At 65.0% G+C, this 20,895-nt stretch carries 24 protein-coding genes and 1 pseudogene; 13 read left to right on the top strand and 12 right to left on the bottom strand.

Annotation, left to right across the window (positions count from 1 at the left end; translation table 11 throughout):
- Positions 1-47 precede the first annotated feature (47 nt).
- Positions 48-239, top strand: a complete 192-nt coding sequence (locus ACVMIH_RS05020) for a hypothetical protein (RefSeq protein WP_057019937.1) — start codon at positions 48-50, stop codon at positions 237-239.
- A 25-nt stretch (positions 240-264) separates the two neighbouring features.
- Here ACVMIH_RS05020 and ACVMIH_RS05015 read toward each other — a convergent pair whose 3' ends face one another.
- Positions 265-1,140, bottom strand: a complete 876-nt coding sequence (locus ACVMIH_RS05015) for an MBL fold metallo-hydrolase (protein ID WP_057019936.1) — start codon at positions 1,138-1,140, stop codon at positions 265-267.
- Positions 1,141-1,250: 110 nt separating this feature from the next.
- On the opposite strand from ACVMIH_RS05015, the gene ACVMIH_RS05010 reads away from it, so the two are divergent.
- The 3 genes from ACVMIH_RS05010 to ACVMIH_RS05000 all read left to right on the top strand — a co-directional run bounded on the left by ACVMIH_RS05010 (position 1,251) and on the right by ACVMIH_RS05000 (position 3,911).
- Positions 1,251-2,162, top strand: a complete 912-nt coding sequence (locus tag ACVMIH_RS05010) for a dienelactone hydrolase family protein (RefSeq protein WP_082653994.1) — start codon at positions 1,251-1,253, stop codon at positions 2,160-2,162.
- Between the two features lie 65 nt (positions 2,163-2,227).
- Positions 2,228-3,202 (top strand): glycerophosphodiester phosphodiesterase family protein, encoded by a 975-nt coding sequence (locus tag ACVMIH_RS05005; protein ID WP_168857004.1) that lies wholly within the window; start codon positions 2,228-2,230, stop codon positions 3,200-3,202.
- Positions 3,203-3,278: 76 nt separating this feature from the next.
- Positions 3,279-3,911 carry a DapH/DapD/GlmU-related protein gene (locus ACVMIH_RS05000; RefSeq protein WP_057019935.1) on the top strand — a complete coding sequence of 211 codons (633 nt, stop codon included), beginning with the start codon at positions 3,279-3,281 and terminating at the stop codon, positions 3,909-3,911.
- Between the two features lies 1 nt (position 3,912).
- On the opposite strand, the gene ACVMIH_RS04995 is transcribed toward ACVMIH_RS05000, so the two are convergent.
- The gene (locus ACVMIH_RS04995) at positions 3,913-5,535 is read right to left on the bottom strand and encodes an ABC-F family ATP-binding cassette domain-containing protein (RefSeq protein ID WP_057019934.1); all 1,623 of its coding nucleotides are present in this window, start codon (positions 5,533-5,535) and stop codon (positions 3,913-3,915) included.
- Between the two features lie 159 nt (positions 5,536-5,694).
- Here ACVMIH_RS04995 and ACVMIH_RS04990 point away from each other — a divergent pair, with 159 nt between their 5' ends.
- Positions 5,695-6,138 carry a DMT family transporter gene (locus ACVMIH_RS04990; RefSeq protein ID WP_016843015.1) on the top strand — a complete coding sequence of 148 codons (444 nt, stop codon included), beginning with the start codon at positions 5,695-5,697 and terminating at the stop codon, positions 6,136-6,138.
- Positions 6,139-6,148: 10 nt separating this feature from the next.
- On the opposite strand, the gene ACVMIH_RS04985 is transcribed toward ACVMIH_RS04990, so the two are convergent.
- Positions 6,149-6,853, bottom strand: a complete 705-nt coding sequence (locus tag ACVMIH_RS04985) for a GrlR family regulatory protein (protein ID WP_057019933.1) — start codon at positions 6,851-6,853, stop codon at positions 6,149-6,151.
- Between the two features lie 285 nt (positions 6,854-7,138).
- Here ACVMIH_RS04985 and ACVMIH_RS04980 point away from each other — a divergent pair, with 285 nt between their 5' ends.
- From ACVMIH_RS04980 to ACVMIH_RS04965, 4 genes are all read left to right on the top strand, one after another.
- On the top strand, positions 7,139-8,230 hold the full coding sequence (locus ACVMIH_RS04980) for a hypothetical protein (RefSeq protein WP_057019932.1): 1,092 nt from the start codon (positions 7,139-7,141) through the stop codon (positions 8,228-8,230).
- Positions 8,231-8,375: 145 nt separating this feature from the next.
- Positions 8,376-11,150 carry a xanthine dehydrogenase family protein molybdopterin-binding subunit gene (locus ACVMIH_RS04975; RefSeq protein ID WP_057020063.1) on the top strand — a complete coding sequence of 925 codons (2,775 nt, stop codon included), beginning with the start codon at positions 8,376-8,378 and terminating at the stop codon, positions 11,148-11,150.
- Entirely contained in the window at positions 11,147-11,671 is a 525-nt protein-coding gene (locus ACVMIH_RS04970; RefSeq protein WP_028332318.1) for a (2Fe-2S)-binding protein, read from the top strand. The genes ACVMIH_RS04975 and ACVMIH_RS04970 overlap by 4 nt, the downstream gene beginning before the upstream one ends.
- A gap of 11 nt (positions 11,672-11,682) precedes the next feature.
- On the top strand, positions 11,683-12,300 hold the full coding sequence (locus ACVMIH_RS04965) for an Isoquinoline 1-oxidoreductase subunit (RefSeq protein WP_456860898.1): 618 nt from the start codon (positions 11,683-11,685) through the stop codon (positions 12,298-12,300).
- A 16-nt stretch (positions 12,301-12,316) separates the two neighbouring features.
- Here the strand turns inward: ACVMIH_RS04965 and ACVMIH_RS04960 are convergent, their stop codons facing one another.
- The 5 genes from ACVMIH_RS04960 to ACVMIH_RS04940 form a co-directional block, all read right to left on the bottom strand.
- Complete coding sequence (locus ACVMIH_RS04960) at positions 12,317-12,466, bottom strand: hypothetical protein (protein WP_092086355.1); 150 nt, start codon at positions 12,464-12,466, stop codon at positions 12,317-12,319.
- Between the two features lie 63 nt (positions 12,467-12,529).
- Entirely contained in the window at positions 12,530-13,351 is an 822-nt protein-coding gene (locus tag ACVMIH_RS04955) for a tetratricopeptide repeat protein (RefSeq protein ID WP_141340479.1), read from the bottom strand.
- A gap of 32 nt (positions 13,352-13,383) precedes the next feature.
- A complete protein-coding gene (locus ACVMIH_RS04950) occupies positions 13,384-14,070 on the bottom strand; it encodes a substrate-binding domain-containing protein (RefSeq protein ID WP_456860896.1) in 687 nt (228 codons plus the stop codon).
- A 5-nt stretch (positions 14,071-14,075) separates the two neighbouring features.
- Entirely contained in the window at positions 14,076-14,780 is a 705-nt protein-coding gene (locus tag ACVMIH_RS04945; protein WP_057020062.1) for a hypothetical protein, read from the bottom strand.
- Between the two features lie 182 nt (positions 14,781-14,962).
- Entirely contained in the window at positions 14,963-15,997 is a 1,035-nt protein-coding gene (locus tag ACVMIH_RS04940; protein ID WP_024581543.1) for a glutamine synthetase beta-grasp domain-containing protein, read from the bottom strand.
- 539 nt (positions 15,998-16,536) lie between these two features.
- Here ACVMIH_RS04940 and ACVMIH_RS04935 point away from each other — a divergent pair.
- On the top strand, positions 16,537-16,743 hold the full coding sequence (locus ACVMIH_RS04935) for a DUF2735 domain-containing protein (protein WP_456860894.1): 207 nt from the start codon (positions 16,537-16,539) through the stop codon (positions 16,741-16,743).
- A 90-nt stretch (positions 16,744-16,833) separates the two neighbouring features.
- Here the strand turns inward: ACVMIH_RS04935 and ACVMIH_RS04930 are convergent, their stop codons facing one another.
- Positions 16,834-17,145 (bottom strand): MliC family protein, encoded by a 312-nt coding sequence (locus ACVMIH_RS04930; RefSeq protein WP_057019926.1) that lies wholly within the window; start codon positions 17,143-17,145, stop codon positions 16,834-16,836.
- Positions 17,146-17,230: 85 nt separating this feature from the next.
- On the opposite strand from ACVMIH_RS04930, the gene ACVMIH_RS04925 reads away from it, so the two are divergent.
- Positions 17,231-17,974 carry a tyrosine-protein phosphatase gene (locus ACVMIH_RS04925; protein ID WP_076832061.1) on the top strand — a complete coding sequence of 248 codons (744 nt, stop codon included), beginning with the start codon at positions 17,231-17,233 and terminating at the stop codon, positions 17,972-17,974.
- A gap of 84 nt (positions 17,975-18,058) precedes the next feature.
- Here the strand turns inward: ACVMIH_RS04925 and ACVMIH_RS04920 are convergent, their stop codons facing one another.
- Both ACVMIH_RS04920 and ACVMIH_RS04915 read right to left on the bottom strand, forming a co-directional pair.
- Complete coding sequence (locus tag ACVMIH_RS04920) at positions 18,059-18,265, bottom strand: hypothetical protein (RefSeq protein ID WP_035634033.1); 207 nt, start codon at positions 18,263-18,265, stop codon at positions 18,059-18,061.
- Between the two features lie 134 nt (positions 18,266-18,399).
- Positions 18,400-19,089, bottom strand: coding sequence for an SGNH/GDSL hydrolase family protein (locus tag ACVMIH_RS04915; protein WP_057019924.1), 690 nt, complete (start codon positions 19,087-19,089; stop codon positions 18,400-18,402).
- Between the two features lie 125 nt (positions 19,090-19,214).
- Here ACVMIH_RS04915 and fabG point away from each other — a divergent pair.
- Positions 19,215-19,896 (top strand): annotated as a pseudogene (gene fabG / locus ACVMIH_RS04910) (3-oxoacyl-ACP reductase FabG).
- A gap of 49 nt (positions 19,897-19,945) precedes the next feature.
- Complete coding sequence (locus ACVMIH_RS04905; protein WP_371852171.1) at positions 19,946-20,155, top strand: hypothetical protein; 210 nt, start codon at positions 19,946-19,948, stop codon at positions 20,153-20,155.
- Between the two features lie 278 nt (positions 20,156-20,433).
- On the opposite strand, the gene ACVMIH_RS04900 is transcribed toward ACVMIH_RS04905, so the two are convergent.
- Positions 20,434-20,778, bottom strand: coding sequence for a hypothetical protein (locus ACVMIH_RS04900; protein WP_456856272.1), 345 nt, complete (start codon positions 20,776-20,778; stop codon positions 20,434-20,436).
- Between the last annotated feature and the right edge of the window lie 117 nt (positions 20,779-20,895).

The following is a 20,895-nucleotide window of genomic DNA, read 5'->3' as shown; positions in this document are numbered from 1 at the left end:
TTGCAAAATGAGGATTGGCGCAACCGGCCCGAAGGGAAGTTGACGACATGACCGTACAGAGAGCGACCAACATCAGGGTATCGACCGCCTCCGCCGCACCGTTGCGCGGGACCATCGAGATCGACTGCGCCGGCAGCGTCGCGACGTTTGCGATCGACGAGGAAATGGCGCATCGCCTGTGCGCCGATCTGGAACGGTTTCTGACCCAGGTCCCGCGCCGGACCCGCGCAGCGCGGTGACCTTGAGCTGCCGACTGTCGCGCGCCTACTCCCGCTTGAAGCGATAGTCGAAGCGATCGCCATCTGCCTTGATCAGGCCGACCGTCGGGGCCGGAAAATGGATCGGCAGGATCAGCGTGTCGGTCTCGGCAACGGAGGCAAAGAATTTCCGCCGCGATATCGCCGACTGCTTCGGATCCCAATCGGGCTTGGCCGACCATTCCGGTTCGCGGCACTGGATTGCATGGTGCATCAGGTCTCCGGCGACCACCGCGCGCTGCCCCTTCGAGAAGATGTTGATGCAGCAATGGCAGGGCGAATGGCCCGGGGTCGGCGTCAGCGTCACGGTGTCGTCGAGCGCGTAGTCGTCGTCGACCAGGAGCGCCTGCCCGGCCTCGACGATCGGCAGGCAATTGTCGCGGAACACCGTACCGGGCGGATTGGCGCCCTTGGCGTTCTCGGCCTCCCAGGCCGCATACTCGCCCTTGTGGAAGACGTATTTCGCGTTCGGGAAGGTCGGCACCCAGCGCCCGTCGCGCAGCGTCGTATTCCAGCCGGTGTGGTCGATGTGCAGATGGGTGCAGAACACATAATCGATCTGCTCATAGGAGATGCCGAGCGCGAACAGCTCGTTGCGCCAGCGCTCCTTGCCCGGGAAGTCGAACGGCGGCGGGTGTCCCTTGTCCTCGCCGGTGCAGGTATCGACCAGGATGGTGTAGCGCGGCGTCCGCACCACGAAGGTCTGATAGGTGATCACCATCATGCCGCGCGCGGCATCGAAGACCTCCGGCTCCATCGTCTTCAGATGATGCTTGAACACATCGTCGTTGTAGGTCGGGAAGAAATCCTGCGGCCGCCGCCACGGTCCTTCGCGCTCGATCACCGCGTCGATCGTGATGTCGCCGATCCTGATCTGCTTCATGGTTGTTTCGCTCCCGGTTTTTTGTAAAGCGTAGCGGGCGGCACCTCGCCTCACAAGCCGAGCGCCGTGCAGCACGCCATGCGGCTTTGCATTGCTGGAGGGAAACAACCATGCCGCAATTCATCCGAAATCCTGCTCATGCTGCGGGAATGACCCATTGCGCGATTCCGATCGTCCTCCTGATGCTCACGACATTGCCGACAGTGGCGGCAGCCGCGCCCGACACCGTTTTCTTTCCGAGCGCCGACGGCAAGACCGAGATCGTCGGCTACCTGTTCAGGCCGCAAACGCCGGGCCCGTACCCTGCCATCGTGCTGCTGCACGGCCGCGGCGGCCCCTATTCGACCAACGTCAACAAGGACTGCACGCTGGTGTCGCGAACCAATCCGTCGGCGGCCTGCAATGCCGGCAGCCTGTCCAAGCGCCACGCGATGTGGGGACAGTATTGGGCCGACCACGGCTATTTCGCGCTGCTGCCGGACAGTTTTGGTCCGCGCGGCAAGGCGCACGGCTTCGGCCGCTACACGCATGACGATCCTGATCGCAGCGACGTCAATGAAAAGACTGTGCGGCCGCTAGACGCCGAGGGCGCGCTGAGCTGGCTGCGCAGCCAGAAGGAGATCAGCAGCAACCGCATCTTCCTGCAGGGATGGTCGAATGGCGGCAGCACCGCGCTGAACGTGATGCAGCGGCAAGGCGCGACGACGTCGGGGTATCGCGCCGCGCTCGTGTTCTATCCGGGCTGCGGGCCGGCCGCGCTGCTGGCGCAGACGCTCGGGTCGGCAGCACCGATCACGATGTTGCTCGGCACGGACGACGAGGAAGTATCGCCCGACCGCTGCCGGGACGTCGCCAGCCGCTCCGTTGCTGCCGGCAGCAAGATCGACGTCGTGGTTTATCCGGGTGCCACCCACGATTTCGACGATCCCGGCCGTCGCCGCCAGTCGAATCCCGCCAACAGCGCGGCGCTCCAGGACGCGATGGTGCGGGCGATTGCCGCAATCGACGGCTTGAAGGATTAGGCCGCCGCAAATCGACCAGAAAGCACCCCTACCCGGGCCGGCGATCCAGCAAGGAACCGAGTCGCTTGGGCAGGAAACTGAAATACGCGGCAGCGGCGATCGTTGCCGTCGCCGCCGCAATCTACCTCAACAACACGAGCCTTCTCGCAACGCATGCCGGCGGCAAGCCGGTGCTGCTCGCCCATCGCGGCATGGCGCAGCGCTTCGACGAGCGCGACCTCAAGAACGACACCTGCACCGCGGCGCGCATGCTGCCGCCGACCCATGACTATCTCGAGAACACGATCCGCTCGATGCGGGCGAGCTTCGAGCGCGGCGCCGATATCGTCGAGCTCGACGTCCATCCGACGACCGACGGCGAGTTCGCGGTGTTTCACGACTGGACCGTCGATTGCCGCACCGATGGCCAGGGCGTCACCCGCGAACAGCCGATGGCGCGGCTGAAGATGCTCGATATCGGCTATGGCTACACGGCCGATGACGGCAAGACCTTCCCGTTCCGCGGCAAGGGCATCGGCCTGATGCCGTCGCTGGACGAGGTGCTTAAGACCTTTCCGGATCGCCGGCTCCTGATCAACGTCAAGAGCCGCGATCCCTCCGAAGGCGAGAAGCTCGCAACGGTCTTGAACCGGCTCGCCGCCGAACGGCGCAAGCTGATCATGGTTTATGGCGGCGACGAGCCGATCGAGACGATCCGGCGGCTTGCGCCGGAGACCCGAACCATTTCGCGCGCGACGCTCAAGAGATGCCTCGTCCGCTATATCGGCTATGGCTGGACCGGCATCGTGCCTGATGCCTGCCGCAACGCCATCGTGCTGGTGCCGATCAACTACGCGCCCTGGCTATGGGGATGGCCGGACCGCTTCCTCAACCGCATGGCCGCGGCCAACAGCGCGGTCTTCGTGCTCGGGCCTTATCAGGGCGGCGAATTCTCGACCGGGGTCGACGATGCCGACCTGTTCCGGCGCCTGCCCGAAAGCTATTCCGGCGGGATCTGGACCAACGAAATCGAGACCATCGCCCGCCTCGCCGGGCGTTAGATCCGGCCTCCTCCTGTCATCTCTCCGTCATAGAAATTGTGCGACTGAAGCGGCTCGTCGCATCGAGGACAACGCTATGAACGCACCGAGCCTGACCTGCCCCAAGATCGCCGAAACCGTCATCGAGCCGACGGTCAAGCTGCGCGAGGTCAGGGTCGGACGTTGCTGTGAGGTTCTCGGCGACACCGCGATCGAATACACCGAGCTTGGCGACTACTCCTATCTCGGCAGCGGCTGCATCGTCGCCGACGCCGTGATCGGCCGCTTCTGCGCGATCGCGGCGCAGGTCCGGATCGGCGCGCCCAATCATCCGCTCGAGCGCCCCTCCCAGCATCGCTTCACCTATTGTCCGGAATATTACACCGCCTCAGCCGAGCGCGATCATGACTTCTTCAGGAACCGACGCGCGGATCGCGTCGTGATCGGTAACGACGTCTGGATCGGCCACGGCGTGATCGTGCTGCCCGGCGTCACTGTCGGAGACGGCGCGGTGCTGGCGGCCGGCGCCGTGGTCTCGCGCGATGTCGCGCCCTACACCATCGTCGGCGGCGTGCCGGCCCGGCCGATCAAGGAGCGGTTCAACCGCAAGATCGCCGCCGAGCTGTCGCAGATCGCCTGGTGGAACTGGCCGGCTGAAACCCTCTGGGAGCGCCTGCCGGAATTCCAGTCCGGCGACGTCGAGGCGTTTTGCGCGCGATGGCGGACTTGAGCTAGCTCCGCAGTCCCGGCGCTTCCTGGCCGGTCCGCGCGACATACTCAGTGTAGCCGCCGCCATATTGGTGGATGCCGTCAGGGGTCAGCTCGAGCACGCGGTTGGACAGCGCGGCGAGGAAGTGCCGGTCGTGCGAGACGAACAGCATCGTGCCCTCGAACTCGGAGAGCGCTGATATCAGCATTTCCTTCGTGGCGAGATCGAGATGGTTGGTCGGCTCGTCGAGCACCAGGAAGTTCGGCGGATCGAACAGCATCTTGGCCATCACCAGCCGCGCCTTCTCGCCGCCCGAGAGCACCCGGCACTTCTTCTCGACGTCGTCGCCGGAGAAGCCGAAGCAGCCGGCCAGCGCGCGAAGGCTGCCCTGGCCGGCCTGCGGAAACGCGTCCTCCAGCGACTGGAACACGGTGCGCTCGCCGTCGAGCAGGTCCATCGCATGCTGGGCGAAATAGCCCATCTTGACGCTGCCGCCGACCGCGACCGCGCCGTCGTCGGGCTCGGTTGAACCGGCGACCAGCTTCAGGAGCGTCGACTTGCCGGCACCGTTGATGCCCATCACGCACCAACGCTCCTTGCGGCGGATCATGAAATCGAGGCCGTCATAGATGCGCCTGCTGCCATAGGCCTTGTGGACGTTCTTCAGGCTGACGACGTCCTCGCCGGAGCGCGGTGCCGGCTGGAACTCGAACGCCACGGTCTGCCGTCGCCGCGGCGGCTCGACCCGCTCGATCTTGTCGAGCTTCTTCACCCGGCTCTGCACCTGGGCTGCGTGCGAGGCGCGCGCCTTGAAGCGCTCGATGAACTTGATCTCCTTGGCGAGCATCGCCTGCTGCCGCTCGAACTGCGCCTGCTGCTGCTTGTCGGAGAGCGCGCGCTGCTGTTCGTAGAACTCGTAATTGCCGGAATAGGTGGTGAGCTGGCCGGCGTCGATCTCGACCACCTTGTTGATGATCCGGTTGATGAACTCGCGGTCATGCGAGGTCATCAGCAGCGCGCCCTCATAACCCTTCAGGAACTGCTCGAGCCAGATCAGGCTTTCGAGATCGAGATGGTTGCTCGGCTCGTCGAGCAGCATGACGTCCGGACGCATCAGAAGAATACGCGCAAGCGCGACGCGCATCTTCCAGCCGCCGGATAGTTTGCCGACGTCGCCGTCCATCATCTCCTGGCTGAAGCCGAGACCCGCCAGCGCCTCGCGCGCGCGGCCGTCGAGCGCGTAGCCGTCGAGTTCCTCGAATTGGTGCTGCACTTCGCCATAGCGCGCGATGATGTCGTCCATCTCGTCGGCCTTGTCGGGGTCAGCCATCGCGGCCTCGAGTTCCCTGAGCTCGGCCGCGACCACGCTGACGGGCCCTGCCCCATCCATCACCTCGGCGACCGCGCTGCGGCCGGACATCTCGCCGACATCCTGGCTGAAATAGCCGATCGAGATGCCGCGATCGAGCGAGACCTGGCCCTCGTCCGGGATTTCCCGGCCCGAGATCATCCGGAACAGCGTGGTCTTGCCGGCGCCGTTCGGCCCGACGAGGCCGATCTTCTCGCCCTTCTGGAGCGCCGCGGAGGCTTCGATGAAGAGGATCTGGTGGCCGACTTGCTTGGAGACGTTATCGAGGCGGATCATGCTCTAATACTGGGGAACTGAGGGTTTGCGGCCTCTTATTCGATCTGGGACGTGGGTGGAAGCCCATTCCGCAGGTTCGTGCCGCGTTTCGTGCATGCCACGATCGTTGCCAATCGAATATGACATGAAGCGGTTCGACGATCGGTTTTGGGGCATCTTATGCAAGTCTGGTTTCTCTATCTGCTCGCGCTCGGCGCCGGCATCTGCGTCGCCGTTCAGCAGGTCCTGAACGGCAATCTCAGGTCCGCCCTCAACTCGCCGGCCTGGGCCGGGCTCGTCAGCTATCTCGGCGGGCTCGTGACGATGGCGGTCGTGCTGGTCGCGACCCGCGAGCCCGTGCCGTCCTGGAAGCTGGTGACGGCTGTGCCGTGGTGGGCCTGGAGCGGCGGCGTCCTCGGCGGCATCTTTATCCTGCTGATGATCCTGCTGCTGCCGCCGCTCGGCGCCGCGACCCTGCTGGCACTGGTGGTTGCGGGTCAAATGCTCGCGGGCATCGCGATGGACCATTTTGGCCTGTTCGGACTGGCGCAGCACCCGGTGTCGGTTTCACGGCTGGCCGGCATCGCGCTGATCATCGGCGGCGTGCTTCTGATCAAGGATTGACGGGCTCTCGTCAGGCGCGGCGCATCAGGCGCAATTCGGCGGACAGGCGAAGGCTGCGCTTGCCAGCCAGCGCGATGCCTTCGAGCTCGGCACCGTCCGCACGGCACGAACCGGCAAAACCGATGCCGACTTCATAACCGCCGAACACCGGGTACTCGCCCTTCGCCGGCGTATGCTCCTGGTTGACGATCTCGCCTCGCCAGCGGCCATCGGCCGACGAATACGAACCGAGATAGTAGAAGAACGCATCGCCGCCGAGGATGCGGCCGTCCATCAGCAGCATGACCCCGGTGAGCCCGGCATCGACACCGTCGAGCGCGCGCAGATGGATCGAGTACAGTCCGTTGACGATGCCGCCGGGACCGACCGCCCCGCGCGGCGGCAAGGCCTCGTCGTCGAGCGGCGCCAAATTCGCCCAGAACACGCCGTCCGGCATGGCGTCGGCCTTGCCCTCGAGCAGGATGGTGGAACCCTCGCTCCTGCCGCGCACCTTGATGACGGTGACGTCGGCGCCCATCAGCGGCTTGAAGTTCGGATCGTCATTGTGGCGCTCGGTGATCACCTCGGCGGCGATCTCGCCTTCCGTCACCTGATAGGTGCCGAGATGGGCAAAGGCCGAATTGCCGCCCAGCATCCTGCCGTCATGCATGCACATGATGCTGCGGCCGAATGCGCCGTTGATGCCGTACTCGACCTTGTAAAGTCCGTTGAGCACGCAAAAATCCAAAAAATAAAATTGATTCTATTCGCCCCATAGCACCAGGCCGAGCGCCGCACCATTGCGTCTTTTGGCGCAGGCACGCCCGCAATGTCCGGGTGTGGACAGCAGCCGATTCGTCGCTTAGCTGTAGGCACCGCCCGCGTCGTGCTGCGTCACGCGGGACCTGGTCTGCCGGTTCTCTACTCTCCCAGTTCATTGTGTCCAAGCATTTGCGCATTCCGCCAATGGTCGCGCGGCCGCACCCGGCCTCGACACAGGCGAGGCTTCGAGGAGCATCACATGATCAATCGCTTTGGCCTGGCCGCCGCGCTGGCGCTGCTGCTCGGCGGCGACGGCACAGCCCTGGCCCAGTCACTTCCCGACTATATGGGGCCGATCTCCGGTAAGACCTCATCAACTCCGGCCGACGTCGCGACCAAGGACGTGCTCGCGCTCAACACCGGCATGTTCGAGCTCTATGGCGATGCGGCGCGGATCTTCCAGAAGAACATCCTCGACAAACACCCCGTGATCTTCGGCCTGTTCTCCGGCGCCGGCGGCCGCCTGATCCTGTACCGGCCAGGCAAGCCGCCGACCGAGGCGCCGCAGGTGCCGATCGTCTATCAGCTGCTCAAATCGGTCGGCCACAGCACGATGGCGCTGGCCGAAGTGGTCGGCCCCTATGTCAACAATCCCGACGACAAGACATGGCGCGGGTCGATGCAGGCCTATCGCAGCCGGATGCAGTCGGCGCTCGACGGGCTCGATGCCACGCCGATGCAGGCGGACTGGCGCGACAACAACCGTGCCATCCTCAAGAACAACATCGCTTTCATGGATGAATGCCTCACCGCGGGCGCGATCCCCTTCGCGACGCTCGAGGCGTTCGGCAAGAAGCAGGCGCCGCTGCTCGCCAAGAACGTCGCCTGGGCCGCACAGACCCAGGTCGCGCACTGGATGACGGTCATAGCCGACTGGAAATCCCAGCTCGGCGCCGACTGGGACAAGACCTACGGCGCGAGCAACACGATCTATGTGGCGCGGCAGAACAACGTGATCTTCAGCGTGCTGGCGCAGTTCTTCGGGCCCGACGCCATCAACAGCCGCCTGATGCTGATCGAGACGATCTCCTTCACCACCACGCCGTCGGACATGCTGGAATCGCTGACCCGGATCATCGCGGATCGCTCGGTCGGCGCGCTGTTCTTCGGCAGCTATCACCTGATGGACTATGAGCTGATGGGGGGCGACGCGCGCGAGGCGATCATTGCCGAGACCAAGAAGCGCGGCATGACCGCCTTCCTGCCGCCGCTGGTGCCGTTCGGTTCCAAGCAGTGGCCGACGCTGATCACGCCAGGTCCGGGACCGGCCACCATCGCCGACCTGAAGTGAGCCCAAAGCTACGAGTGAGGCAGCTACGACCTATTGCGGCGTTGCGGTTGCGCTCGCTTTGCCGCAATACTTTTGCGTGTATTGCACCAATTGTTAAACCCCGGCGCGATATGCCGTCGTCGAGGTGTCGATGAAAGATCAGACCATGCGGCCTTCGCGACGCGATTTCGTGAAGTGGTTGTCGGCAGGCGGCATCTCGGTCAGCCTGTCGCATCTGGCGCTGGCGAAGGAACCGGCTTTCGCGACCCGCGAGACGCTACCCGGCCGCGGCCATTTCAACCCGGCGGAAAAGGGCGCCGGCCGTGTCGACGGCGTCGCCAAGGTCACCGGCGCAAAACTCTACGCGTCCGACTTCCGCGCCGCCGACATGCCGGGCTGGCCCGCGACCACCGCGCACGCCATCCTGGTCCGCGCCGATGACGCGACGCATGTCTATGCCGGCATGGACCTCGCCCGTCTCGATGGTCCGGCAAAGCCGTCGGTTATCGTGACCGCTGCCGATCTCGACCGGATCGGCACGCGGGTCCCGGAATTCTACACCGGCGACCTGTTCTGCCCGGTCGGCAAGACGCCGCTCTATCTCGGTCAGCCGGTCGCGCTGTTGATCTTCGAGCAGTTCGACGCCTTCGACCGGGCGCGCCTCGCGCTGCGCGACGGCGGCTTCGTCAAATTCGGCGACGAGACCGGGCCGGTCATCCTGCCGAACTACGGCGCGTATCGCTTCACGCGCGTGGCGGGCGCCTCGCCTGACGCGCCCGACGTCTATTCGCCGATCCAGGCCGGTTGGGTTTCGCCGAGCCGCATCCAGAACGCGGCGCTGCCGGTCTGGCTGCCGCTCGCCAAGGAGACCAAGGCCGACTACGCCAAGGCCGCAGCCCATGGCGAAGCGATCCGCGCCCAACTCGCCAAGGACGATCCGACACAGCTCGTGCTCGACCGCGAGTTCGAGACCCAGTCGGTCGATCCGATGTTCCTGGAACCGGAGAGCGGGCTCGCCTGGTACAGCGACAACAGCGGCAATCTCGAACTGGTGCTCGGCGTGCAGTCGCCCTATGAGGCGACCGAGTCGATCGCCTTCATGCTCGGCAAGGCTCGTCCGCCGTTCCGGCCCTCGCACATCAACGCGCAGTTCGCCCATGTCGGCGGCGGCTTCGGCGGCCGCGACCATACCCCGTTCGTGCTTTACGTGGCGCTGGCGGCGATGTTCTTCCCGGGCCGGCCGGTGCGGCTGGCGCAGGACCGCTACCAGCAATTCCAGGGCGGCATCAAACGCCACCCGATCAAGATGCGCTCGCGGATCGGCATCGATCGCGCCAGCGGCAGGATCACGGCATTTGCCGCCGATCATGTGCTCGACGGCGGCGGGCTGGCCAACTTCTCGGCCAATGTCGCGGTCGTTGCCGCGACCGCCGCGATCGGCATCTACGACATCCCGAAAGTCGACGTCACCACCGTGGCGCTGCACTCGCGCGGCGTCACCGCAGGCTCGATGCGCGGCTACGGCACGCTGCAGACCATGACCGCGCTCGAAGTCCTGGTTGACGAGGCGGCGAGCGAGCTCAAGGTCGATCCGATCGCGTTCCGGCGCAACAATGCGCTGAAGCAGAACGGCCGGACCATGACCGGCAATCCCTACATCGTGTCGGTGCGCACGCCAGACATCCTCGACAAGCTCGAGAAGCATCCGATCTGGCAACAGCGCGCTGGCTTCAAGCAGAAGGCGCCGGAGGGACGCCTGGTCGGCACCGGCGTCGCCTGCGTCACCAAGGATTACGGCTCGGGCGCGGATTGCTCGCTCGGCCGGGTCGAGATCGACCCCGAGGGACGGATCGCGATCCACTGCGACCACGTCGAGATGGGCAACGGCGTCGGCACCGCGCTCGCCAACCGGGTCGCGAGCCATCTCGGCGCCGTCGCCGACGAGGTCGCGGTCTCCCGGGTCGACAGCTACGACGCGCTCGGTCTCGTCACCTCGGGCGATCCCTACACGATGGATCAGAAGACCCAGGATCTCGCCGAGAAGAACCCGCGCTGGGTGCCGGCGATCAGTTCGGCAACCAGCGCGTCGATCGGCGCCCATGTCGGCACGCACTCGTCGGCCGAGGCGGCCCGCGTCATCTTCCGCTTCGGCCTGTGGCCGGCGGCGCTCGAGCTCTGGCACATCGCCAAGGCCGATCCCCGCACCCGCCAATGGGACAAGGCGCACTGGAAGGATGGCCAGCTGGTGCTCGACGATCTCGCGCCGCTACCCTTGCCAAAGCTTGCCGCGACCGCGCATGCGCGCGGCTTCGTCACCGGCGCCATCGCGCACAGCTTCTCGCGCTGGGCCTGGTCGCGCGCCCGCTTCCCGCTGTTCGGCGAGCAGTACCGCGCCGAGATCGACGCGCTCGCTATTCGTCGCGGCCGGAGCCAGTTCGAGCGGATCGACCGAACAAGCGTGAAATTTCCACCGACCGACAACAACCGGATCGGCACCGCCTACACCTCGATGTGCGGCACGCTGGTCCGCGTCGAGATCGAGCGCGCGACCGGCAGCTTGCGCATCGCCAAGGCCTACAGCGTGTTCGAATGCGGCCAGGCGCTGGTGCCTGAAGTGGTGCTCGGCCAGTCGCATGGCGGGTTCGCGATGGGCGTCGGCTACGCCCTGCTGGAAACCCTGCCGCCGTTCGAGGGCGGGCCCGGCAACGGGCAGTGGAATCTCGGCCAGTACCTGATCGCGCGCGGCTCCGACCTGCCGCTGCACGATCTCGAGATCGAGATGCTGCCGCCGCTGACGCCGGACGAGCCGCCGAAGGGCATGGCCGAGGTGGTGATGATCCCGATCGTGCCGGCGCTGCTCAACGCCATCAACGATGCCACCGGCCACCGCTTCCGCTCACTGCCGGTGACAACAAGCCTGCTCAAGGGAGCGCTGGCGTGACGACGCTCAACCTCACCATCAACGGCCAGAAGCACGGTCCGATCGAGGTCCGCGACGACCTCTCGATGAACGATTTCCTTCGGGAAATGCTCGGGATGACCGGCACCAAGTTCGGCTGCGGCGCCGCGCAATGCCTGAGCTGTGCCGTTATCATCGATAATCCCGACGGCACGAGCTACACCACCCCGACCTGCGTGGTGCCGGCGGCCAATTTCGACGGCAAGGCGATCCGCACCGTCGAGGGCCACGCCAGGGACGGCGAACTCTCGGCGTTGCAGCGCGCCTTCATCGACCACTTCGCGTTCCAGTGCGGCTATTGCACCGCCGGTTTCCTCAACGAAGGCCAGGTGCTGCTCGAACGGCTGGCGAAGACGCCGGTGGCGCGGGACCAGCTCGAGAGCGTCATTGCGGATGCGCTCGACGGCCATCTGTGCCGCTGCACCGGCTACATCAAGTATCATCAGGCGGTGCGCGACGTGATCCTCGCCGATTCCAAACGCTATCTGACCGCCAGCAAGTGAGCGCGCGAGCAATGCCATCGCAAACGCGGTTTCGGATCGTTGCGGTGCTGACGGCGCTCGCGACCAGCCTGTGCGCAGGCTACGCGGCGTCGGAAAGCGCGAGCCACGCCCTCGCCTCGCCGGAAAGCTTTGCCGGCATCGAGAATGTCGAGCAGCGCTCGGCGGCGATCTTCACCGAGCTCGGCAAGGTGTTGACGCATCCGCGCTGCACCAATTGCCATCCCGCCGGCGACAGCCCGCGGCAGGGCGACATCAGCCGCATGCATCAGCCGCCGGTGACGCGCGGTGCGGACGGCCACGGCAAGGACGCCATGCGCTGCTCGATCTGTCACCAGCACGCCAATTTCGACCCCGGTCGGGTGCCGGGACACCCGGAATGGCACCTTGCGCCGCGCGAGATGGCATGGGCCGGCAAGACCGTCGGCGAGATTTGCGCGCAGGTCCGCGACCCGGCGCGCAATGGCGGCCGCAAGGTCGAGGAGCTGATCGAGCATATCGGCAAGGACACGCTGGTGGGCTGGGCCTGGCATCCCGGCTTCGGCCGCGCACCGGCACCGGGCACGCAGGCGCAGGCCGGCGCGCTGGTCGAGGCCTGGGTGAAGACCGGCGCGGCCTGCCCAGCGCCTTAAGTCGCGCAACTCCGAACTAGTGGCGCTTGAAATACTGCACGTCGCGCTCGTGCTTCTCCGCCGCCGCGCGCGACTTGAAGGTGCCGAGATTGCGGCGCTTGCCGGTCTTCGGATTGACCTTGCGGGAATAGAGCCGGTACTCGCCGGAACTTAGTTTGCGGATCATCGCAACGCCTCGCCAATGCCTTTCGCATGTCAACGACATGCCGCGGAGAGCGTTCCAGTTCGGTTAGAAGCAGAGATTGGTCACGGCATTGCCGCGCTTGTCCTTGATGACATAGGGACAGCGGGCCCGCTCCAGCGCCTTCTTGGCATCCTCGTCGCCGAGCGCCGCCGCCCGCTCGTAATAGGCTTTCGCGGCATCGCTGTCCTTCGGCCCGCCGCGACCGGCCTGCGCGAAGGCGCCCATCCGCTCCAGCGCGCCCGGATGGTTCTGCGCAGCGGCCTTCTCGAACAGCGCCCGCGCGCCGACATCGTCCTGCGCGCCGCCCTGGCCTTCGGCCAGCATCATGCCGAGCTGGTACTGCGCTTCGGCATTGGTCTCGGCGGATTTGGCGAGCAATTCGCGCGCGCGTGCCGGATCAGCTGCCGCGCCGCCGCCGCCGAGCGCGGCGAGATTGCTGACGCCGCGCGCGTTGCCGGCCTGCGCCGCGCGCTCGAACAATTTGCGGGCCTGCGCCTCGTCTTTGGCAACGCCGGTGCCGTTGCCGTAGAGCACGCCGAGCTCGACCATCGCCGAGGTCGAGCCCTTGTCGGCGGCCTTGCGCCAAGCGCTTGCGGCTTCCGCCGTCTGCCGGTTGGCGGCATAGGCCCGGCCGAGCTGGTACATCGCGCGGCGCGACGATCTTGCGGCCACCGCGCAGTACTTGATCGCGGTCGCGATGTCGGCCGACGCGATGTCGGGCACGCCCTTCACGTCGGCCGGCTTGTCGGGATCGGTGGGATCGGCGGCGAGCCGGTCGCACAGCACGAGATCGGCGGATTGCGCGTGGGCGAGCACCGGCGCGGCCAGCGCAGCGACGACGACAATAGCTTGGAGAGGTCTGAACATGGGCGGCAGGTTGCGTCGCTGTGCGGGCAAATTCAAGGCTCAAGCCCGGTCTCGCGCAGCACCGGCGCCACATCGGCTGACGACAAATAGCGCAGCAGACGATCAGCCGCTTCCATGCGCTCCGACGTCGTCATACGGCCGGCGGAGAACACCGCCGGCGTCTGCAAACCCAGCGGAATTGGCCCGACCACCTCGATGCCATCGATCTGCTTCAACTCGCTGATCTGCTGGATCGCCAGGTCGGCTTCGCCAGTGACGAGCTTTTCCGCGGTGAAGCCCATCGGAATGATCACCGCCCGCGCGTTGATCGCCTCCACAATGCCGAGACGCTCGATCAGCTGCGCGAACAGGATGCCGCTGGCGCCGAGCCGCGAATAGGCCACCGCCCGCGCACCGAGCAGCGCCGCACGTAGCGCGGCTTCAGTCGCGATGTCGGGATGAGCCGCCCCCGCCTTCACCGCGACGCCGACATAGGAGCGCGCGAGATCAACGGCACTTTCCCGCGCAACGCGGCCCTCGCCGATCATCTCGTCGAGGCCCTGGCGGGTCAGGATCACGAGATCGGAGCCCTCGCCGCCGCGCAGGCGTTCGAGTAGTGCCAGCGTCGGGGCGAAATCGGCGTCGATCGCAACGCCGCTCGCCGCCTGATAGGCAGCGGCGAGCCGCGCGACCGCGCCCTTCAGCGCCAGTGTCGAAAGAACGCGAACCGAATTGCCCATATGGCCTATGCCCGCCGCATCAGCTTGAGCGCGGCCGTGAGGCGCAGGCTGCGCTTGCCGGCAAGCGCGGTCGCCTCCAGCACGGCGCCCTCGGCGTCGCAGGTGCCGGCAAAGCCGATGCCGACCTCGTGGCCGCCAAAGATCGGGTTCTCGCCCATCGCCGAAGTGTGCTCCTGATTGAGGATCTGGCCCTTCCAGCGGCCTTTCTCGGAGGTGTAGGTGCCGAGATAGTAGAAGAAAGCGTCGCCGCCAAGGATGCGGCCGTTGTTCAGCAGCATCACGCCGGTGAGGCCGCCGTCGACCCCGTCGAGCACGCGGATGTGGATCGAATAGAGCCCGTTGATGACGCCGCCCTCGCCGACCCCGCCGGCGAGCGGGATGTCCCCCTCGGTGATCGGCGTCATCACCGACTGGAACGGCACGCCGGGCAACTCCTTCAGCTCGCCCTTGAAGCGGTAGAGGTCGCCGTCCGGCCGGCCTTTGGCAATCAGCGTGGCGTCATCGGTACCGGCCATCGCGCGGTAGTTCGGATCGGGGTTATGGCGGACGGTCTGGATCTCGACTGCGACCTCGTCGCCGGCTTTCTCGTAGGTGCCGATATGGGCGAACGCCGAATTGCCGCCCAGCATCTTGCCATCGCCGACATACATCACGCCGCGGCCGACGGCGCCGCCGAGTTCGAACCGGACCTTGTAAAACCCCTCAAACAAGCGCCGCATCCCCGGCAGCCAAGATGCACCCGTTATCTAGCGCGGTTCATAACGCAGCGAAACCGGTTTCGGTGGAGAGCCGCCTGCAAACGCTGTCGTTAAAATGCAAAGGTCCGCCAAGGCAATCGCCCCAGCGGACCCTATTGCGGTACCGGATGGCTCCATCCGGGTCCGATAGCAGCTTAGGCCGCAGCCTTGGCGCCGGTCGGCACTTCGGAGATCGTCTTCAGGATCTGCGAAGCGATCTGGTAGGGGTCGCCTTGCGAGTTCGGGCGACGGTCTTCCAGATAGCCCTTGTAGCCGTTGTTGACGAAGGAGTGCGGAACGCGGATCGAGGCACCACGGTCAGCCACGCCGTAGCTGAACTTGTTCCAGGGCGCGGTCTCGTGCTTGCCGGTCAGGCGCTTGTCGTTGTCCGGGCCGTAGACGGCGATGTGATCCATCAGGTTCTTGTCGAAGGCCTTCATCAGGCTCTCGAAGTACTCCTTGCCGCCGACTTCGCGCATGTACTTGGTCGAGAAGTTGGCGTGCATGCCCGAGCCGTTCCAGTCGGTGTCGCCGAGCGGCTTGCAATGGAATTCGATATCGATGCCGTAGCTCTCGGTGAGGCGCAGCATCAGGTAGCGGGCCATCCACATCTGGTCAGCGGCGGTCTTGGAGCCCTTGCCGAAGATCTGGAATTCCCACTGGCCCTTCGCCACTTCGGCGTTGATGCCTTCGTGGTTGATGCCGGCGGCGAGGCAGAGATTGAGATGCTCTTCGACGATCTTGCGGGCGACGCTGCCGACGTTCTTGTAGCCGACGCCGGTGTAGTACGGGCCCTGCGGCGCCGGATAACCCTCTTCCGGAAAGCCGAGCGGACGGCCGTCCTTGTAGAAGAAGTATTCCTGCTCGAAGCCGAACCAGGCGCCTTCGTCATCCAGAACGGTGGCGCGCTTGTTCGAGACATGCGGCGTCTTGCCGTCGGGCATCATGACTTCGCACATCACCAGCACGCCGTTCTCGCGCGCGGCGTCGGGATAGCAGGCGACCGGCTTCAGCACGCAGTCAGAGCTGTGGCCTTCAGCCTGCTGGGTGGACGAACCGTCAAAGCCCCACAGCGGAAGCTGTTCGAGGGTCGGGAACGACGCGAATTCCTTGATCTGCGTCTTACCGCGCAGGCTCGGCGTCGGCGTATATCCGTCGAGCCAGATATACTCGAGCTTGTACTTGGTCATTGAACCTCTCTGTTGATGATGCAAAACCGTGAGGAACCGAAAGCCAGTCGGCCGCCGCACGCGTACCCGGCCACCATCGGCCGGCTCTTACTAAGCAATTAAAATGCCAGTCGCTGCACTGCGGTGCTCGCCCGGCCGCGGATGTCCACAGCGGAGATCGCATTTTTTTCTGCGACATAGCAGCGCGGCTGGCATGCGCCGCGGTCAGTCAAAATCTTCTCCCAGCGCCCTCGGCCGCCCGTTTCTGCAGCAAATTCGGCTACGGCATCGCCTGCCGCTTAATGCGGCGGCAGCGCCATGTGACAGTTCGTGTCCAACGATCGGGTGCCCCGCAACCATCGTCGCGGCTCAAGCGTTGGTCAGCTACATCCTGCCTCACAGGAAGCAAACCCGAATCTGCCCACGAATTAGCCAAACAATGACTATTTCTTGTTCACTTGCACCCCGCCCAGCCCGGGCCGATATCGAAAACACGGTAACCACACGCGAATGAGTCGGGCGCACCATGGAGGCTCGCTCCGGCCAAAGGAGACTTTGACATGATCACCACGGGCCAAAACCAAGGACCGATCCAGGGATCGGCAACGATCTATCAATTCCCGGCAGGAGGCCGCGCGGCTCTCGGCGGACGCCGCTACGGCGAGACGCGGACGGCGCTCGAACTCGAGGTAGAAACCTCGGCCTGCAGCGAGAGCTGGTACCATCAGGCGGCCATCGACGACGCCAAGCCGGGCCGCGATCACTGATGCCGATGCGATCGAGGGGCGCGACGCAAAAACGTCAGACAGCAGCAGAACAATAACAAGGGTCGGAACGCGAGCGTTTCGGCCCTTTTTTCATGCCAGCTCGCAGGCCGTCGCCGGCCGCCTTGCATGCCGGAGCCTGGCAAGCCCGGCCCGGCTGATCTCGAGCGTGACCCCGCCGCCCTTGTAGCGCGTGCCCGTCAGCGACAGGCGCTTCTTCAGCGTCACCGCCTTGCCGTCGAGTTGCAGATGCGCGCGCGTATCCCCGTTGAAGAACCCGGCAATGAATTGCGTGCCGTCGGCGCAGCGATAATTCCGGAAGGCGGACTGCGCCGACACGTTCGAGGAACCAAAGAGTTCGAAAAGAATTGCGCCGATGACAATGGCGCCCCCGCGATAAGTCATATTCTCCCCCCAACGGGCCGGTTATAGACCTGTCTGCGCCGCTATTCCTGCGCCAAGACCTCATCAGCTGCAACAGGCCCGCCCGATGTCCGAAGCCCCTGCCCGTCATCTCAATCTCGCCGGCGCCAGCAATTTTCGCGACCTCGGCGGCTACCAGACGCGCGACGGGCGGACGGTGCGCTGGCGCCAGATCTTCCGCTCCAACCATCTTGCGCATCTTACCGAGCAGGACGTCGCCGTGGTGCGCTCGCTCGGGGTCAGAAGCGCGTTCGATTTTCGCGGCGTCGCCGAGCGCGCCGAGGCGCTATGCGGCATGAGCGACGTCACCGTGCATTCGCTTCCCGTCGAGCCGACCGTGGTGGCTTCGCTGCGCGAGATCGCCAGCAACCGTCAGCTCTCGGAAGCCGATGCGATCGACGTGATGCGGGACTCCTACCGGGGCTATGTGCAGGACAACACGGCGCGTTACCGCACGCTGTTTGCTCATCTGCTGGAAGACCGCGCGCCGCTGGTGATCCACTGCACCGCCGGCAAGGACCGCACCGGCTTTGCCTGCGCGCTGATCCTGCACGCGCTCGGCGTATCCGATCAGGTGATCGCGGACGACTATCTCCTGACCAACCGGTTCTACAAACGCGACCCGGCCCACAGCACCGAGCTGCCTGACGACGTCAAGCAGGTGCTCGGCACCGTGCGCGCGGCATTTCTGGAGGCTGCATTCGAGGCGATCGATGCCGACTATGGCAGCCTCGACGGTTATTTCCGCGAAGGCCTCGGGCTCGGCCAGGCCGAGCGCAAGGCGCTTGAAGGCCGCTATCTGCAGGCCTGATCAGTTCGCCCGACTTTTCGCCCGACTTTTCGAGCGACGTGCACACCGGTTCGCGTGAAGAAAACCCGGCTGAACCAAAAAAGCTCAGGCCGCTGCGGCCTCGAGCTCGAGTTCCGCATCGAGGTCGGCAATCACATCCTCGAACGCCGAGATCGCCTGCTGGATCGCGGCGATCTGCATCAATTCCCAGCTGCCCACTGGTCCCTTGCGGTTTTGCAGCGCCACCACGAGATCGCGCCGCTGCTCCTTAAGCTGAACCAGCGGTAAACCGTGATCCGGAAGATTTCCCATTCGCATAACCCCTACCTTGGCTGGAGTTCCGCTTCTAAGGAAAGGGTTCTGCAAACGACTTACAGAACTGCTGCAAATTTTACCCAACAGGCCCTACCCCGTAGTCTTACGTAGTCGGGCCGACGTCGTTGGGCTTACGTGATCGCCTCCGGCTTCAAGGCGTCGTCGATCGCGCCGAACAGCGACTGGGTTACGCAATTGGTCGCCCATTCGCTGGTATGAAGCTGCCCGCCATCGTCGAGCTCGGCGAGTGGAATCCCGTCATCGGTCCAGCGCTTCATCAGCGCGAAGCGGCTGAACAGATTCACCTTCTTGCTTGCGGTCACTTCGGCGATCATCGGCATGATCACGTTGGCGAGATTGAGCGCAGCTTCCGTGCCGACGATCGCCTGCGTGTACTGGGAATCCATCACGACCACGTCAAGCGGAAGCGCAGCGAGCACGTCGAGCCCGGCCTCCAGCGCCGCACGCACCTCGGCCGGATTGTAGCTCTTGTAGACGGCGTTGGTGCCGACCTGCCAGATCACCAGCACGGGCGCCTCAGCCGTCACGTCGGACTCGATGCGCGAATACTCCTCCGGCGCCTCCTGCCCGCCGATCCCGCGATTGATCACGTCGATCATCCGGCCGAAGAAGCGTTGCCGCAGCAGCATCTCGAGCCGCGGCGGGAACGGCAGGATGTTGTCGGCGCCCGCGGTCGAGGACGATCCGAGCGCCACCAGCTTGATCTTGCGCTGATGCCGGAGCGCATCCGCGAAGTGCGGCAGCTTATGTCCGAACCTGACGAGATCGGGATGGGTTTCGCACGGTCTGGGTGTCGGCATCGCAAACATCCTTGAGGTGAATGAATTGATGAATGCGCGCAGTAGGCGGCGAAATTGGCGGCATTGCAAATGAATTCCGCCTGATCATAGTGGGCATTCGTTTGCTCGCGAATGCGGAGACCGCCATGCACGGAAAAGCCATCGTCATCACGGGCGCCCTTGGCGCGCTTGGCAAAGTGGTCGCCACAGAGGCGCTGGCGCGCGGCGCGCGCGTCGCCGGCATCGATCATGCCGCGTCAACGCTTGCGGCGACGGCCGACCATATGGAGCTGGGCGGTGTCGACCTCACCGACACGGCGCAGGCGACCGCCGCGATCGACAAAGCGGCCGCGCATTTCGGCCGGCTCGACGGGCTGATCAACATCGCCGGCGGCTTTACCTTCGAGGCGGTCGGCGACGGCGACCCGGCGACCTGGCAGCGCATGTATGCGATGAACGTGATGACGGCGCTCAACACCTCGCGCGCCGCTATCCCGCATCTCACCAAATCGGGCGCCGGACGGATCATCAATATCGGCGCACTCGGCGCCTTGCAGGCGGCCTCCGGCATGGGTCCCCTATGCCGCCTCGAAGGCCGGCGTGCACCGCCTTACCGAGTCGCTCGCTGCGGAACTGAAGGGCAAGGTCACGGTCAACGCGGTGTTGCCCTCGATCATCGACACCGCCGCCAATCGCGCTGCGATGCCGCAGGCCGACATCTCCAAATGGGTGACGCCGAAAGAGCTCGCCCAGGTGATCCTGTTCCTCGCCAGCGATGCCGCGAGCGCCGTCACCGGCGCGCTGCTGCCGGTGAACGGGCGGGTTTAGATGCGCTCCCTCTCCCGGATGCCTTTCGGGTCGATCTGGCCGATGCCATATGCTCGTGATGACTACTGCAGAAGACATCGAAAAGGCCGTCGAACGGCTGCCTCCTCGTGAGCTGGCCCGCTTTCGCGCCTGGTTTGAAACGTTCGATGCCGAGCGTTTCGATGCAGCGATCGAACGGGACGCAAAGGCCGGGAAACTCGACGCCTTGGCGGACGAGGCCTTGGCAGCTTATCGCGCCGGACAGTCGCGCGACTTGTGAAGCACTCGGCCTCCCCCAAATTTTGGACTGCCTACGAATAACTACCCGTTCCAATCCGTGAGCTCGCCGACGCGAACTTTGCGCTGTTGAAGCGCAATTCACGTCATCCATCTCTACAATTCAAGAAGATCGGGCGATTTTGGTCCGTTCGGGCTGGCTTGCGCTATCGCGCGCTTGCCGTCGAAACAAACGAGGATACCTCTGGTTCTGGATCGGCTCGCACGCAGAATATGATCGCCTGATCAGCTGAGGCCGCGAGCGCGACTAGCATCGGCAGTTCAGTCCGCAACCAGCAGCCGCAGCTTCGACCGGAAGCGGATGCTCTGCTTGCCGGCGAGCGGCATGCCGTCACCTTCGGCTGTCTGGTCGGTGTAGGTGCCGGTAAATCCGATCGTGACCACCTTGCGTTCCCACACCGGGCGCTCGCCATAGGTCGGCGAATGCTCCTCGTTGGTGACCTCGCCCTTCCACTTGCCATCGGCTGCGGTGTAGCTGCCGTAGGCAAAGAAAAACGAGTCGCCGCCGCGCATCTGTCCGTCGCGCAGCACCATGACGCCCTGGTTGCTGCCAGAGACGCCGTCGAGAAATTCGACGGTGATGTGATCGAGCCCGTTTCGGATCATGAGCTGCGCCTGGTCCCGGTTCCGACAATAGCCGCTCGGCCGTGTCTTGGGCAAATTCCAATCGCATCGGCGGGCGCAATTCCGCGCTATGCTGGCGCACCGAGTCGCGGCCGATGC

The organism is Bradyrhizobium sp. USDA 4503 (assembly GCF_054055815.1).
This window is presented reverse-complemented; position numbering and strand designations above follow the sequence as displayed.